This is a genomic window from Sphingomonas hylomeconis, from assembly GCF_025370105.1.
GTDB classification, from domain to species: domain Bacteria; phylum Pseudomonadota; class Alphaproteobacteria; order Sphingomonadales; family Sphingomonadaceae; genus Sphingomonas; species Sphingomonas hylomeconis.
The window spans coordinates 187,290-200,887 of the sequence record NZ_JANQBK010000005.1; the positions used below are offsets into that span (position 1 = coordinate 187,290).

The 13,598-nt window shown below is 65.5% G+C and carries 10 protein-coding genes; 6 read left to right on the plus strand and 4 right to left on the minus strand.

Annotated elements, in window-relative coordinates; translation table 11 throughout:
- Positions 1 to 48: 48 nt before the first annotated feature.
- The 4 genes from NV401_RS09820 to NV401_RS09835 all read right to left on the minus strand — a co-directional run bounded on the left by NV401_RS09820 (position 49) and on the right by NV401_RS09835 (position 7,760).
- Positions 49 to 1,746, minus strand: a complete 1,698-nt coding sequence (locus NV401_RS09820) for a CocE/NonD family hydrolase (RefSeq protein WP_261294235.1) — start codon at positions 1,744 to 1,746, stop codon at positions 49 to 51.
- 206 nt (positions 1,747 to 1,952) lie between these two features.
- Positions 1,953 to 4,649 (minus strand): TonB-dependent receptor domain-containing protein, encoded by a 2,697-nt coding sequence (locus NV401_RS09825; RefSeq protein WP_261294236.1) that lies wholly within the window; start codon positions 4,647 to 4,649, stop codon positions 1,953 to 1,955.
- Between the two features lie 28 nt (positions 4,650 to 4,677).
- Positions 4,678 to 6,441 carry a CocE/NonD family hydrolase gene (locus NV401_RS09830; RefSeq protein WP_261294237.1) on the minus strand — a complete coding sequence of 588 codons (1,764 nt, stop codon included), beginning with the start codon at positions 6,439 to 6,441 and terminating at the stop codon, positions 4,678 to 4,680.
- A 206-nt stretch (positions 6,442 to 6,647) separates the two neighbouring features.
- Positions 6,648 to 7,760 carry a 5-methyltetrahydropteroyltriglutamate--homocysteine S-methyltransferase gene (locus tag NV401_RS09835; protein ID WP_261294238.1) on the minus strand — a complete coding sequence of 371 codons (1,113 nt, stop codon included), beginning with the start codon at positions 7,758 to 7,760 and terminating at the stop codon, positions 6,648 to 6,650.
- A gap of 86 nt (positions 7,761 to 7,846) precedes the next feature.
- Between NV401_RS09835 and NV401_RS09840 the strand changes: the two genes are divergently transcribed.
- From NV401_RS09840 to NV401_RS09865, 6 genes are all read left to right on the plus strand, one after another.
- Positions 7,847 to 8,875: an aromatic ring-hydroxylating dioxygenase subunit alpha gene (locus NV401_RS09840; RefSeq protein WP_261294239.1), complete on the plus strand. Its 1,029-nt coding sequence runs from the start codon at positions 7,847 to 7,849 to the stop codon at positions 8,873 to 8,875.
- Positions 8,868 to 9,296 carry a MarR family winged helix-turn-helix transcriptional regulator gene (locus tag NV401_RS09845; protein ID WP_261294240.1) on the plus strand — a complete coding sequence of 143 codons (429 nt, stop codon included), beginning with the start codon at positions 8,868 to 8,870 and terminating at the stop codon, positions 9,294 to 9,296. Before NV401_RS09840 ends, NV401_RS09845 begins: the two co-directional genes overlap by 8 nt.
- A 125-nt stretch (positions 9,297 to 9,421) precedes the next feature.
- A complete protein-coding gene (locus tag NV401_RS09850) occupies positions 9,422 to 9,979 on the plus strand; it encodes a TRAP transporter small permease subunit (RefSeq protein WP_261294241.1) in 558 nt (185 codons plus the stop codon).
- Positions 9,976 to 11,280, plus strand: a complete 1,305-nt coding sequence (locus NV401_RS09855; protein ID WP_261294242.1) for a TRAP transporter large permease — start codon at positions 9,976 to 9,978, stop codon at positions 11,278 to 11,280. Before NV401_RS09850 ends, NV401_RS09855 begins: the two co-directional genes overlap by 4 nt.
- A gap of 1 nt (position 11,281) precedes the next feature.
- On the plus strand, positions 11,282 to 12,346 hold the full coding sequence (dctP, locus tag NV401_RS09860) for a TRAP transporter substrate-binding protein DctP (RefSeq protein WP_261294243.1): 1,065 nt from the start codon (positions 11,282 to 11,284) through the stop codon (positions 12,344 to 12,346).
- Positions 12,343 to 13,596 (plus strand): CaiB/BaiF CoA transferase family protein, encoded by a 1,254-nt coding sequence (locus tag NV401_RS09865; RefSeq protein ID WP_261294244.1) that lies wholly within the window; start codon positions 12,343 to 12,345, stop codon positions 13,594 to 13,596. The genes dctP and NV401_RS09865 overlap by 4 nt, the downstream gene beginning before the upstream one ends.
- The last annotated feature ends 2 nt before the right edge of the window (positions 13,597 to 13,598 follow it).

A 13,598-nucleotide genomic window follows, 5' to 3' on the forward strand; every position in this document is an offset into this window, starting at 1 on the left:
CGGCGGCGCTTGATGACATCAGCCGTCATTCTCTCCCAATGCGGATTGTTACCGACCCGCCCGATCGATCGAGGTTACGAAGCGGACCGGGCTGGTGAAGGGAATGTCGACGCGCGAGCCACCTGCCCCACCGTACAATGTCCAGCGCCGCGCCAGGCCGTCGCGGATCGCGGCAAGATTGCGTTGCCGCGAGTCAGCCCCCGCCAGCGCGATCCGCAACCGGTGCCCCGGCTGGACGACATAGGATCTGGGCGACAGTTCGAAGATCAGGTCGACCGGAGCGCCCGGCACCAACGGCCGATCGTCGCGCTTCATCGCCGGATGGTATGGAAGGCCCAGATTGGCATAAGGCGCCTTGCCCAGTGCGCGGTGACTGCCCGCCAACCGCCCCTGGGCCAGCACCACCGCCGTGCCGCCGGGATCGACATCCTCAAGATAGGCGAAGATATTGGCCGCCGGCGCATCGGCAGCGGCGCGGATCGATACGATCGTATAGCCTTCGATCGTGGCCGGGGCGGCCAGTGGTGGCGTGGTGAAGAGCGCGGCATGGCCATCGGGTGACGCCGGCCAGAACGGGAAGTAGCCGTCGGTCGGGATGTCGTACTTGATGCGATAGTCGAAGCGGCCGGGTCCCGGCGGCGCGGCCGACAAGGTGCCATCGCTCCTGCCGGCCGCCATGCCGAGAAACAGCGACGTGCGCGTGATCCCGACGCCGGGCAGAGTATTCGAGCGGATCAGCCGCCCGCCCTCCCCGTCCTGGCGCCACCAGCTATATCTGGGTTCCGCCTTGATACCGTTGCGGATACCCTTGAGATAGCGGTCGAAGAAGGTTTTCTGAACGGCGTTGATGTCGAACTGGGTCGGCACCTCGCAATGGCTGCCCGGCCCGACGATCAGCTTGGCCGGCAGGTTCGCCGCGGATCGGATGACCTGCTCGGTCGGCTCGTCGTTCCAATTGCCCCACAGGTACCAGGCGACGCCCGGCGCGGTCAGCGCCTTCTTGTGCGTATAGGGGCCGACCTCGTCCCAGAAGCGCGTCCCCGTCAGCGGCGATACGCTGTCGCGATAGGGTATGCCGTACCAGAGCGGCGCCATCGGCGTGTTGCCGACGTGTTGAGCGACCGCCTGCTTTAGCAGCATGCCGCCCTGATCGGCATCGACCGGCACGCTGGCCAGATCGGGCGCGATCGGGTCTTCCGGCCGCGTGTTGAACTGCCCGGTGATCCCGCCGCGGCGCACGAATTCGTATTTGTCCCAATCGGTCGCCGCCGAGAATACGGCCCGGACCGCCGGCGGCCGTGCGCCCGCAACGAGCATCGCGGTGCCGCCGAGATAGGAACAGCCGATCAGCCCGACCTTGCCGCTGGCATAGGATTGGCGCGCCAGCCATTGGACGATTTCCGCCCCGTCCTGCGCCTCGGTCCGGTCGAGAAAGCCGCGCCGCGCCCCGAACGACGCGCCCTTCCCCCGGATATCGGCAGTGGCGACGACATAGCCGCTATGCACCAGCTTCCGCAGGCCGAACTGCGGCGAGTCGAGCAACTCGACGAGCTGGCCTTTGTCGTAATAGCGCGCACGATAGGGCGTGAAGGCAAACACGACGGGCGCCTTGCCCGCCACGGGTTTTCCCCCTGCCGCGGGCCGATAGACATTGACCGCCAGGCGCACGCCATCGCGCATCGGCAGGTAGAAGGATTGCCGGGAAACCAGCGGATCCGGGTCAGTCCGCTGCGCCACCACGCCCATGGGCAGCAGCGATAATAGGGTTACGGCGCCCGTTGCCGCGGGACGCCATCCACTCCGTCGCTCGATCACGACCACCTCTCCCACCGGAACGACTTCGCGTCCCGAAAATGGTATTAAAACAAACGGTTATACTTATCAACTGATCGGCACGATGCGGGTCGGCGCCGCGGCGGCGCGTGATCCGGCCGGACCACGCGCCGCATGGATCAGAATTTCGTCCGCAACGAGACCGAGATCAGGCGGCCGATCGGGCTGGCGGCAGTGGCATCGTATCCGCCGCTGCCATTGCCCGACGGCGCCAGATTGACATAGGGCGGGTCGATATCGAACACGTTGCGCACCTCGGCGCCCAGCGTCGTATTGTCCAGCACGCTGTTGCCGCCCTGGTTGCCGATCGTCCAGGCGATGCTGAAATCGATCGGCGTATAGCTCTTCACGCTTTCGAACGGCGTTACGGCATTGTTGCGGTAACCGCCGACATGGGTGGCGGTCAGCTGCGCGCGGAACGGATCGAGATCCCAGGTCAGGCTGCCGCGTGCCTTGAACTTCAGCGGGAAGAAGATCGTGTTGCGGCGATCGACCGCAGGTGCCGCCTCGGTGATCGACACTTCGTAGCGGGTCAGGAACGTGCCGCTCAGGTTGATCCCGAACGTCCCCAGCGCGGCGGTGGGCTCGGTGTAATTAACCACCAGATCGATGCCTTCGGTGTTCGACCGGCCGAGATTGTTATTCCGCCCATCCACGAACAGCGAGACGTTGCTGGCATTGCCGCCAGGCAGCGCGCCGACCACGTTGATCCCCTGTGCCTGCAGTTCCGCGACGCGCGCCGCGGCGGCCGCTCCGCGCAGGATGATGCCGGTGCCGGCGAACTGCGCTTCGCGCGACAGGATCGCCAGATCGGACAGATAGGAATCGACCTGGTTGGTATATTCCACGTTGAAATAGGTGGCGTTCACGCGCAGCCGACCGAGTTCCAGATCGGCACCGACCGACCAGGTCTGCGCCTCTTCCGGACGCAGGCCGAGATTGGCGCCCGACAGGGCGACGCCGGTGATCGGTGCGCCAGCCGGATTCTGATAGGTCTGGACGAACAAATTGTTCGAATTGCCGTAGATCTGCGAGATCAACGGCGCCCGGAAGGACGTGCCGTAGCTGCCGCGGAACGTCAGCCCCCGAACCGGTGACCAGTTCACGCCAAACTTGGGGTTCGTCGTGCTGCCGACGTCGCTATATTTGTCATATCGCACGGCCGCGTCGAGATCGAGCCGCCGGATACCGGGAATGCTGTTCTCCGCGCTGAACAGCGGGACCAGCAATTCGGCATAGGCCGAATCGACCCGCCGCTCGAAATGACGATAGGCGATCGACGTGCCGCGCGCGCCACGTGCCGAGCCGAGGATCGTCTGGATCTCCTGCCCTTCATAACCGGCCGCGAGCTTCACGTCGCCCCCGCCGAGGTGGAACAGCGACCCGTTGAGCCGCGCCTCGTACCCGGTGAAGCGATTGAGCGTCGGCGCCAGGAAGACCTGATCGTAGATCGCCGCCAGCGTGGCCGCGGACGTTCGGCCCTGGCCATATGGGTCGAACGCGGTGGCGGGATTGTTGCTCGCCAGCGCCGCGTTCAAAGCGGCATTATTGATGCCGTAGAACGAATCGGATTGGTCGTCGCCGCGCCCGTAGCTGTAGACGCCCTCGGCCTGCCAGTCGCCGAACAGCTTGACCCGCACGCCCGGCGAGATCTGGTAATTTTCCGCACTGCCGCGGTTGGGGGCGCGGAACAGATCGTTCTGGAAATTGTATCCAAGCGTATAGCTCGATCCGGTGAACCCCGCCGGTCGTACGAAGAAGGCGTTGGTCTGCGGCACGTTCAGCGATGCGCTGGGAAAGCCCGGCAGGCGCAGGAACTTGCGGTACGAATAGAAGCCGTCGGCGAACACGGTGACACGGTCGCCCAATTCCTGCGTGAAGGTCATGTTCGCAGAGTCATATTGCTGTTCCGGGAACAGATCCTGGCCGACGATATCGTCGCAGCGGTTGGCCGTGCCCGGCACCAGCGATGCGGCGGTCGCCTGCGTCACGCCGCCCGCGGGAATTGCATAATTGATGCCGTTGGCGGTGATCGTGCCGGGGTTGCAGCGCGTGACGCGATAGTCGCCGCCACCCGAGCCGCGCTGGTCCGAGCGGAAGTAGCTGCGATCGCTGCCGTTCAGGTTCGAGCGATAGACATGCTCCATCGCGACCATGATCTGGCCCTGGCTCCATTTGTGGCCAAAGGCGGCGCCGACCTGCCATTCGTTGAAATCGTCCGCAAAGCCGTAGCGCGCCGTGGCCTCGATGCCGTCCAGCGAGCGGCGCGGGATGAGATTGACCACGCCCGCCACCGCATCCGATCCGTAGATCGCCGAGGCGCCGTCGGCGACGACTTCGACGCGTTCCAGGCCCATCGTGGGAATGACCGACGGATCGAAGGCGCGGCTGTTGTTTACCGCGCGATGCCCGTCGACCAGGATCAGCGTCGCATAGGGGCCGATGCCGCGCAGGTTGACGCTATTGCCATAGGAGATGTTGCCGTTGCCGCCGGACTGGCCGCGCGAATTCTCGCTGACGCCGAGGTCGAAGACCTGCGGGATCTGCTTGATCAGGCGGTCGGTGGTCACCGCCCCGGACGCGACAACGTCTTCGCGACCCAGTGAAATGACGGTCGAGCCGACCGGCGCCGCGCCGCGCACGCGGCTGCCGGTGACGATGATGTCGGCCGTGGCCGGTTCCTGGTTGACCGTCGGCCCGGCATCGGGCGCTTCGGTCGTCTCGGCGGGCGTGGTTTGCTGTGCGGTTGCCGCCCCTGCCCAGAGCAGTGCCGTCAGCGCGACGCCCGAAGCGATCCGGGCCTTGTGGTTGATCATGATATACCTCCCCTTGTGCGTCCGCCTGTCAGCGGAACGTCGGTTTCGTTGTGAATGGAATGTCGATGCGCGATGCCGCCGTGCCGCCGGTCGATACGGTGAAGACCGGCGGCGGGGTCTGCTTGATGGCGCTGAGATTGCGTTGGCGTGGATCGGCCCCGGTCAGCGTGATCCGCAGGCGGTGGCCGGCCGCGAAGGTGAAGGCGCGCGGCACCATCGCGAAGGCGAGCTCGGCTGCCTTGCCGGGCACCATCGGCAAAGCGTCGGCGCGCAAACCCGAATGGTACGGCAGATCGAGCCGATCATAAGGCGCACGGCCCGGTTTGCGGTGCGAGGCCGCCAGTCGCCCGAACGAGACCATATAGGCCTTGCCCGAGGGAGCGACGTCCTCGAGATAGGCGAACAGATTGGCGTCCGGTCGATCGAGCGCGGTGGTGATATGCGCGATCGGATAGCCAGTCATCGCCGCATCCTGCGCCAGCGGGGGGCTGGTGAAGCTCAGTCCCCTGCCCTCCTGCGACGGCGGCCAGAACGAGAAATACTCGCCCTGCCCGACATCGTAATCGACCGTGAACGGCACTTTGCTCGAGGCACTAGGCGTCGCCGCGATGCCGCGCGAACCGGCAAGGTAGAGCGGGAACCGCGGAACGCCCACGCCCGGCAAGGTATCGGAATGTACCATCGTGCCGGCGCCCGCGCCCTTGCCGGGCGTCTCGCTGTACCACGACGCCCGCGGCCCGCGCTCGAAGCCGTTGTCGATGCCTTTCAGGTAATGATCGAAGAACTGCTTCTGTTCGGCGACGATATCGAACACCGTTGGCGGTGCGCAGTGGCTGCCCGGGCCGATGAAGATCCGCGACTTCAGATTCGCGGCGGCGAGGATCATCTGCTCGGTCGGCTCGTCCTCCCAATTGCTCCACAACAGCCAGGCAAGCTGCGGGCTCTGCAGCGCCTTGAGATGCGTATAGGGGCCGACCTCCTCCCAGAACCGTGTCTTGGTCAGCGGTGAGATGTCGTCCCGATGGGGCATGCCGTACCACAAAGCCGCCATCGGCGTGTTGCCATCATGCTCGGCCACCGCCGCCCTGAGCAGCGCACCATCCCGATCGGCATCGACCGGGACGCTGGCGAGATCGACCTCCGACGGCTCGTCCGGGCGGGTATTGAACTGCCCGGTGATGCCACCGTTGCGCACGAAACTGTATTTATCGAGATCGGTGGCAGCGGCGAATACCGCGCGTAGCGACGGCGGCAGCGTGCCCGCCACGAGCATCGCCGAACCGCCGAGATAGGAGCAGCCGACCATGCCGACCTTGCCGTTGGACCACGGCTTCTTCGCCAGCCATTCGATTAACGCATGGCCATCACGCGCCTCGGTCTGATCGAGGAAACCGCGCCGCGCGCCGAACGACGCGCCCTTGCCGCGCACATCGGCCGTGGCGACGACAAAGCCCGCTTTGACGAGGGCGCGGAGCCCGAACACCGGCGAATCCAACAGATCGACGAGCTTGCCGTCCTTGTCGATATAGCGTGCCCGATAGGGGGTGAAGGCAAAGACGATCGGCAGCGGCGTATCGACGACGCGGTTGCCCTTGACCGGCCGGTAGATATTGACCGCCAGTCGCGTGCCATCCCGCACGGGCACGTAGAGCGATTCACGTACAAGATCGGGATCGCTCCGCTCTGCTGCCAACGGTGGCACGGTGACGCTGGCCGGTGGCAGGGCATTGCCCAACAGCGCGACCGCAGCGACCGTCAGGGCGAGCCGGCGATGATACGTCTGCGCTGTCATCGGCCCTAAACCCTCTCACATCATGCCGGTCTCTGCCGGGATTGTTATGATGTAAAACACGTTTAGTTATAGATGACAACTATCTTTGTTACAGAAGTTCTCGAATTTGTTTCAGCCATGCGGGCGGCACGGGGATGGTGCCGTGTCGGCCTGAGGGGGCGGGCAAGCGGTACACGCACACCGCCCCCGTCAGGCCGACCGGCCGATTATGCGTCGCCCCAAACGTCGCGCGCGACGTCGATCACCAACTGCATTTTCGCGCGCTGCTGCTCAACGGCGATGTCGTTGCCATGCACGGTGGACGAGAAGCCGCACTGCGGCGACAGGGCCATCTGGTCGAGCGGCATATGCTTGGCCGCTTCGTCGATGCGCCGCTTGATGAGGTCCGCATCTTCCAGTTCGCCAAGCTTGGTCGTGACCAGGCCGAGCACCACCGTCTTGTCCTTGGGCACGTGACGCAAGGGCGCGAAATCTCCCGAGCGGGGATCGTCATATTCGAGAAAATAACCGTCGATCGCCAGTTCGTTGAACAGCACCTCGGCGACCGGCTCGTACCCGCCCTCCGCGGCCCAGGAAGACCGGAAATTGCCGCGGCACAGATGCACGCAGACGACCATGTCGGCGGGGCGATCGCGGATCGCATCGTTGATGATGCGCGCATAGAGGCGCGGCAATTCGTCCGGATCCATGCCGCGCTGACGGGCATTGGCGCGCTGCGTGTCGTCGCACAGATAGGCGAGGTTCGTGTCATCGAGCTGCAGATAGCGGCAGCCGGCATCGGCCAGGCTGGCAATCTCGGCGCGATAGGCGGCGGACAGATCGCTGTAGAATTGATCGAGATCCGGATAGGCCGCCGCGTCGATCGCATCGCGACCACCACGGAAATGCAGCATGGTCGGCGACGGGATCGTTACTTTCGGGGTGGCCGAGGTAACGCTGGCCAGGAACTCGTAATCCTGACGCTGGATCGGCCGGGCATGGTCGATCTTGCCGGTGATCTTCATGACCGGCGGGGCGTAGGACAGCTCCTCGCCGCCATGGCGATGGAAATGCACCTGCGTGCCGCCGGATTCTTCGACGCCATCGAGCTGCAACAGGAAGTCGGTGTGGAAATAGGTCCGCCGGAACTCCCCGTCGGTAATCCCGCGCAGGCCCAGCCCCTCCTGGAAGGCGACGATATCCCGGATCGCCTCGTCCTCGACGCGGCGCAGCGCGGCGGCGTCGATATCGCCCGCCTGGAATTGGCTACGTGCGTCGATCAGCGCCTTGGGGCGCAGGAAACTGCCGACATGATCTGCACGAAACGGGGGAAACGCCATTCTATTCTCTCCTCTTGACTCGCGATTATCTGTACGTGCTACTTACAAATCACGCGGTATTCAAGCCGACGATGCGGGAGATAGAGATGACCTGGATCACCAATCGCTGGTATGTCGCGGCATGGGATAGCGAAGTCGACCGTACGCCGATCGCCCGGACGATCTGTGGCGAACCGGTAATGCTGTACCGCAAGCTCGACCGGTCCGTGGTGGCCATGCGCGACGCCTGCCCGCACCGGCTGTTGCCGCTGTCGATGGGCTTCAAGGAAGGCGATTCGATCCGCTGCCGCTACCATGGCCTGCTCATCGGACCGGACGGCGCCGCCACGGAAATGCCGATCAAGTCCGAAAAGGTCCCCAAGGCGGTATGCGCCACGCTGTATCCGGTGGTCGAGAAGCACCGGTTCGTCTGGGTGTGGATCGGCGAGGCGGCAAAGGCAGACCCGGCGACGATCCCCGACTTCTGGCCGTGCAGCGCCCCGGGCTGGACGTTCGACGGCGGCTATAATCACATCGCCTGCGATTACCGTCTGGTGATCGACAATCTCATGGACCTCAGCCACGAAACCTATGTCCATCAGGGCTCGATCGGGCAGCAGGAAATCAATGAGACGCCGATCGAGACGATCGTCGATGGAGTAGCCGTCCGCGTGCAGCGCTGGATGCCGGGGATCGAACCCCCGCCCTTCTGGCGCGATGCGCTGCGCACCGATTGCCTGGTCGATCGCTGGCAGATCTGCCATTTCGTGGAACCGTCGAACGTGCTGATCGATGTCGGCGTGGCGCCGGTTGGCTCCGGCGCGACGCCCGATCATCACGACCAGGGTGTCCGCGGCATGGTGATCGATGCGATGACGCCGGAAACCGACGGCACCACGCATTATTTCTGGGGCATGGCGCGTAACTTCGATATCGAGGATGCCGGCTTCACCGCGCGGTTCAAGGCGCAGCAAGGCCAGGTATTCGACGAGGACGTCGCGGTTTTGGAGGCGCAGCAGAAATCGATGACCGCGAACCCCGACATGAAGCTGCGCGGCTATTCGATCGATCAAGGCAGCGTGCGGGCGCGTGCGATCATCACGCGCCTGGCGAGTGCGGAACTGGTGGATGGGTGACGGCGGCCGCGGTCCGCTGGACGACATCCTGGGCCTGCGGATCCGCTTGGCCCATGGGGCGGTCCAGCGGCACTTCGCCGAACATTGCGCCCATCTCGGGCTGACGCAGAAGCAGGTTTCGGTCCTGTGGCTGGCGCACGACGCTCCGGGCATCGCCCAGACCGATCTCGCGCGCACGCTGCAGATGGACCGGGCGACGACGATGGCGATCGTGCACGCGCTGGAAAAGCGCGGGCTGCTGGAACGCGAGCGCGCCGGCGCCGATGCACGCCGGATCGGCTTCCACCTGACGCAGGACGGCGAGCAGCTATTGCGCGCCGCGAAGGCCGCGATCGACGGCCATGAAGCTTGGTTGAGAGCGCATTTCACCGCGCGCGAGGTGCAGACCCTCGCGCGTCTCCTCGAGCGTATCTACGGCTGACATGGGCGGTAGCGGTCGTATCGCGACGACCGCCACGATGCGGCGGCGTCGCCAATTCCTGCCGCAGCCATACCATCAGCCAGCCAGGATTGGTGTATTGACAAACTATCTGTAAATCAGACTATATGCCTCAAGGCGCTGGCGATCACGGCCGCAACGACGTGCCGGGGAGAGTGATGGATAACAACGCCGACACTGGCAGCACGCCCGCTGCGGATCGCGCGCCGCCCAGATCTGCGGCGGCGACGATCGCCGTCGTGCTGGGGAGCATTGGCCTGCTCGGGGCGATGGCGACCGATGCGATCGCCGTGCTTGGCCGCCATACCGGCTTCTCGCTGCTGGGCTCGATCGAGATCGTGCAGACCATGATCGTGCTGCTCGCGTCGTCGGCGATCGTGCTGGCGACGCTGGAACGCAACCATGCGGCCGTACATATCCTGACCGAACGGCTGGCGCCGCGCCGTGCCGCGTTGCTGGCGCGGCTCGCCAGTGCCGTCTCGGCGATGATCGTCGCCGTCCTGCTGATCGGCGCGCTATGGCTGCTGTCCGATCTGTGGAACGCGCACGAGCGTTCCGAATTGCTGCATATCCCGTTCCGCGTGCTGCGGGCGATTTTTGCCGCCACCTTGTTGATCGTCAGTGTCATCTTTGCGTGGCAAGCCGTTGCGCGGCGCACGCAATGACGCCAGAATTGATCGGCTTTCTCGGCATCGCCGCATTGCTCATCCTGCTGACGCTCGGCGTGCCGATCGGCATCGGGCTGGGCGCGGTCGGGCTGGCGGGGATCGCCATCCTCATTTCGCCCGAAGCGGCGGTGATCAAGGGCGGCGTCGTCGCCTTCGAAGTCGTCACCAAATACGAGCTGGGCGTTTTGCCGCTTTTCCTGCTGATGGCGCATCTGTGCTTTGCGGCGGGCGCCAGTCGCGATTTCTTCGACGTCGCGGCGCGCTTCGTCGGGCATCGCCGTGGCGGGCTGGCGCTGGCATCGATCGCCGGCTGTGCGGGGTTTGGCGCGATCAGCGGATCGAGCCTGGCGACGGTTGCGACGGTCGGCTCGGCGGCATTGCCCGAAATGCGCCGTGCCGGCTATCAGCCGGGCTTCGCCGCCGGTGCCCTAGCCGCCGGGGGCACGCTCGGCGCACTCATTCCGCCGTCGGGCGCGCTGATCGTGTTCGGCATCATCGCCGAGCAGTCGATCGGCAAATTGTTCGCCGCCGCCATCGTTCCCGGTCTCACCCAGGCCCTGTTCTACATGGCCGCGATCACCATTCTGTGCCACTTCCGCCCCGCACTGGGCCCGCGCTCCGCCCGGGTCGGCTGGGCGGATCGCCTGCGCAGCCTGGGCAAGATCGCCGACATCGCGGTGCTGATCACGTTCGTCATCGGCGGGTTGATGATCGGCTGGTTCACGCCGACCGAAGCCGCCTCGGTCGGCGTCGTGGCGGCATTCGGGCTGTGCGCGGTGCGGGGCGCCTTCAACCGCCGGCTGATCGGCGAGGCGGTGACCAACACGCTGCGCACCACCGGGATGATCTATATCATCATCATCGGCGCGATCCTGTTCGCGACCTTCGTCAGCGTCACCGGCATCGCCGATCTGATGGCGACGACGGTGCGCGAGATGCACGCCAGCCCGGTGCTGGCGATCTGCGCGATGGCGCTGCTGCTGCTCGTCCTCGGGAGTTTCCTCGACGGACTGGCGCTGATGCTGCTGGCCACGCCGATCTTCCTGCCGATCGCGCTCGAGCTGCACTACAGCCCCATCTGGTTCGGCATCTTCCTCGTTCGCACGATGGAGATCGGCTTCGTCCACCCGCCGCTCGGGCTCAACGTCTATGTCATCCAGGGCATCGGCAAGGATATTCCGCTCGGCGCGATCTTCCGCGGCATCGTGCCGTTCCTGGTCGCCGATTTCCTGCATCTGGCCCTGCTCATCGCCGTTCCGGCGCTGACCTTGTGGCTGCCGGGCATTGCGGGAGTATGAGATGAAGTTCCGCAAATTGATCGCCGCCGCTGCGACACTGCTCCTCGCCGGCTGCGGGCCCGCGACGAGCAACACTACGGCGCCCTATGTACTGACCTTCGCCAGCCCCTATCCGCCGACCCATCCGTTTAGCCGTGCCGATATCGAATGGATGACGCTGGTCAGCACGCAAAGCGGCGGAAAGATCGCCTTCCGGCCCTATTGGTCGGGCGCCCTGCTGTCGGCCGACATGAGCATGGAGGAGATACGCCACGGCGTTGCCGATATCGGCCTGATCACGCCGATCTATGCCCGCGGCGGCGCGCATCTGCTGCGCGTGCAATCCGGCTTCTATGGCGGCGTGCGCGACATCAACGAACAGGTCGCCGTGTATGACTGCCTGGCCGCGCGCTTCCCCGGCTTCGGCAAGGAACTCGAAGGCTTGCACGTGCTCGCGGTCCAGGGCGGCAATTTTCCCGGCGTGCTGACGCGGTACAAGCCGATCCGCACGCTGGCCGATTTCAAGGGGCTGCGCCTGCGCGCGCAGAGCGACGCGATCGACGTGCTGAAGCAATTGGGCGCCGATCCGGTGAACATGCCGATGGGAGAAGTCTATTCGGCGCTGGCCAAGAACGTCATCGACGGCGTGGTGGCGCCGGCCGACACGATCAAGAGCCTGCACTTCTCCGAGGTCGCTAAGCATTTCACGACGATCCGGTTCAGCCGTGGCGCCTATCCGGCGCGCGCCATCTCGGATCGCGCGTGGCGACGGCTGCCGCCCGACATGCAGGCGCTCCTGCTGCGGTCCAAACCGAGATGGGAGGAGGCGCTCAACCGCCAGCTCCAGGCGGCTGAGATCGCCGGCATCTCGTTCGGCCAGAGCAACGGCATCAGCTTCCATCCGCTGCCCGCCGCCGAACAGGCGCGCTTCGACGCACTGTATACGCGCGACGCGACCAGCCAGGCCCGCCGCATCAAGACCATCGATATCGATGCCGAACCCGTCCTCGCGGCGGCCCAGGCCATGATCAATGGCGGCGCGTCGCGCCGCTGCGCCCCCGGCGGCGCACAGGAGAGCAATTCGTGACGTCATCCACTCCCGATTCCACCCGGCCGCTCGAAGGGCTGCGCGTCATCGATCTGACCCGCGCATTGGCCGGGCCGTACGGCACCCTCCTGCTCGCCGGATTGGGCGCGCAGGTCATCAAGGTGGAGGATCCGCGCGGCGGCGATCTCGCACGCGACAACAGCCCCTATGTCGGGCGCGACGGTGTGGTCGTCGAGAAACGCCATGACGACGATATCTCGATCTCGCATCTGACCCGCGCGCGCGGCAAATATGGCGTCACGCTCAACCTGAAGGATCCGGGCGCGGGCGAAGTGTTCGCCGATCTGGTGCGCAATGCCGATATCGTGATGGAGAATTTCACCGCCGGCACCGCGGATCGCCTGGGCGTCGGTTACGCCGCTGCCCGCGCGGTCAATCCCGGGATCGTCTATTGCTCGCTCAGCGGGTTCGGTGCGGATGCCACCGACGGCGGCAAAGCCATGGACGTGATCATCCAGGCCCTGTCCGGCGCGATGTATACCAGCGGGGAGCCGGGCCATCCGCCGGTCCGCATCGGAGTGCCGATCGCCGACATGCTGGCGCCGGTCTTCGCAGTGATCGGCATTCTCGCGGCGATCGAGCAGCGGCATCGCACCGGCGAAGGCCAGCATGTCGACGTTTCGATGCTCGGCGCGCTGACCTCGTTCGTGGCGATCGAGAATTGGGCGGCGATGGCCTCCGCCGGGATGGAGGCGCGCACCGGGCTGACGGTGCAGCGCCTGTCGCCGTTCGGCGTGTTTCAATGCGCCGACGGCTATGTCGCCATCGTCGCGGTGCACGAGAAACTGGCCCAGGGCCTGTTCCGCGCCATGCGTCAGCCGGAACTCGGCGACGAACCGCGTTTCGCGACCCGCGACGCGCGCGTTGCCAATGCCGAAATGCTTGAGGCGACGATCAACGCCTGGTCGCGCACCCTGCCCACCGCGGAAGTGGTCGCCCTGCTCGAAGCGGAAGGCGTGCCGGTCGCGCCGGTGCGCCATCCCGAGGAGGCGCTGGTCGATCCCCGCGTGGTTGCACGCGGCGAGACCGTGGCGGTGGCGCACCCGTCCTACCCGTCGGAAGTCAAGCTCCGCTCGGTCGGCGTGCCGATCAAATTCTCCGCCGCGCATACCGGTTTCGACGACATCATGCCGATTGCGATCGGTGAGCATAATGCGTCGATCTACCGCGACATCCTCGGCTATTCCGAGGAGCGCATCGCAGCGTTGCACCGGACCGGAACGATCTGATG

What these genes read in the sequence shown, in the direction of transcription:
- NV401_RS09830 (WP_261294237.1), bottom strand. Translation starts at nt 6,441, where the DNA reads ATGACAGCGCAGACGTATCATCGCCGGCTCGCCCTGACGGTCGCTGCG.
- dctP (WP_261294243.1), top strand. Translation starts at nt 11,282, where the DNA reads ATGAAGTTCCGCAAATTGATCGCCGCCGCTGCGACACTGCTCCTCGCC.
- NV401_RS09820 (WP_261294235.1), bottom strand. Translation starts at nt 1,746, where the DNA reads ATGGGCGTGGTGGCGCAGCGGACTGACCCGGATCCGCTGGTTTCCCGG.
- NV401_RS09855 (WP_261294242.1), top strand. Translation starts at nt 9,976, where the DNA reads ATGACGCCAGAATTGATCGGCTTTCTCGGCATCGCCGCATTGCTCATC.
- NV401_RS09835 (WP_261294238.1), bottom strand. Translation starts at nt 7,760, where the DNA reads ATGGCGTTTCCCCCGTTTCGTGCAGATCATGTCGGCAGTTTCCTGCGC.
- NV401_RS09850 (WP_261294241.1), top strand. Translation starts at nt 9,422, where the DNA reads ATGCCTCAAGGCGCTGGCGATCACGGCCGCAACGACGTGCCGGGGAGA.
- NV401_RS09825 (WP_261294236.1), bottom strand. Translation starts at nt 4,649, where the DNA reads ATGATCAACCACAAGGCCCGGATCGCTTCGGGCGTCGCGCTGACGGCA.
- NV401_RS09840 (WP_261294239.1), top strand. Translation starts at nt 7,847, where the DNA reads ATGACCTGGATCACCAATCGCTGGTATGTCGCGGCATGGGATAGCGAA.
- NV401_RS09845 (WP_261294240.1), top strand. Translation starts at nt 8,868, where the DNA reads ATGGGTGACGGCGGCCGCGGTCCGCTGGACGACATCCTGGGCCTGCGG.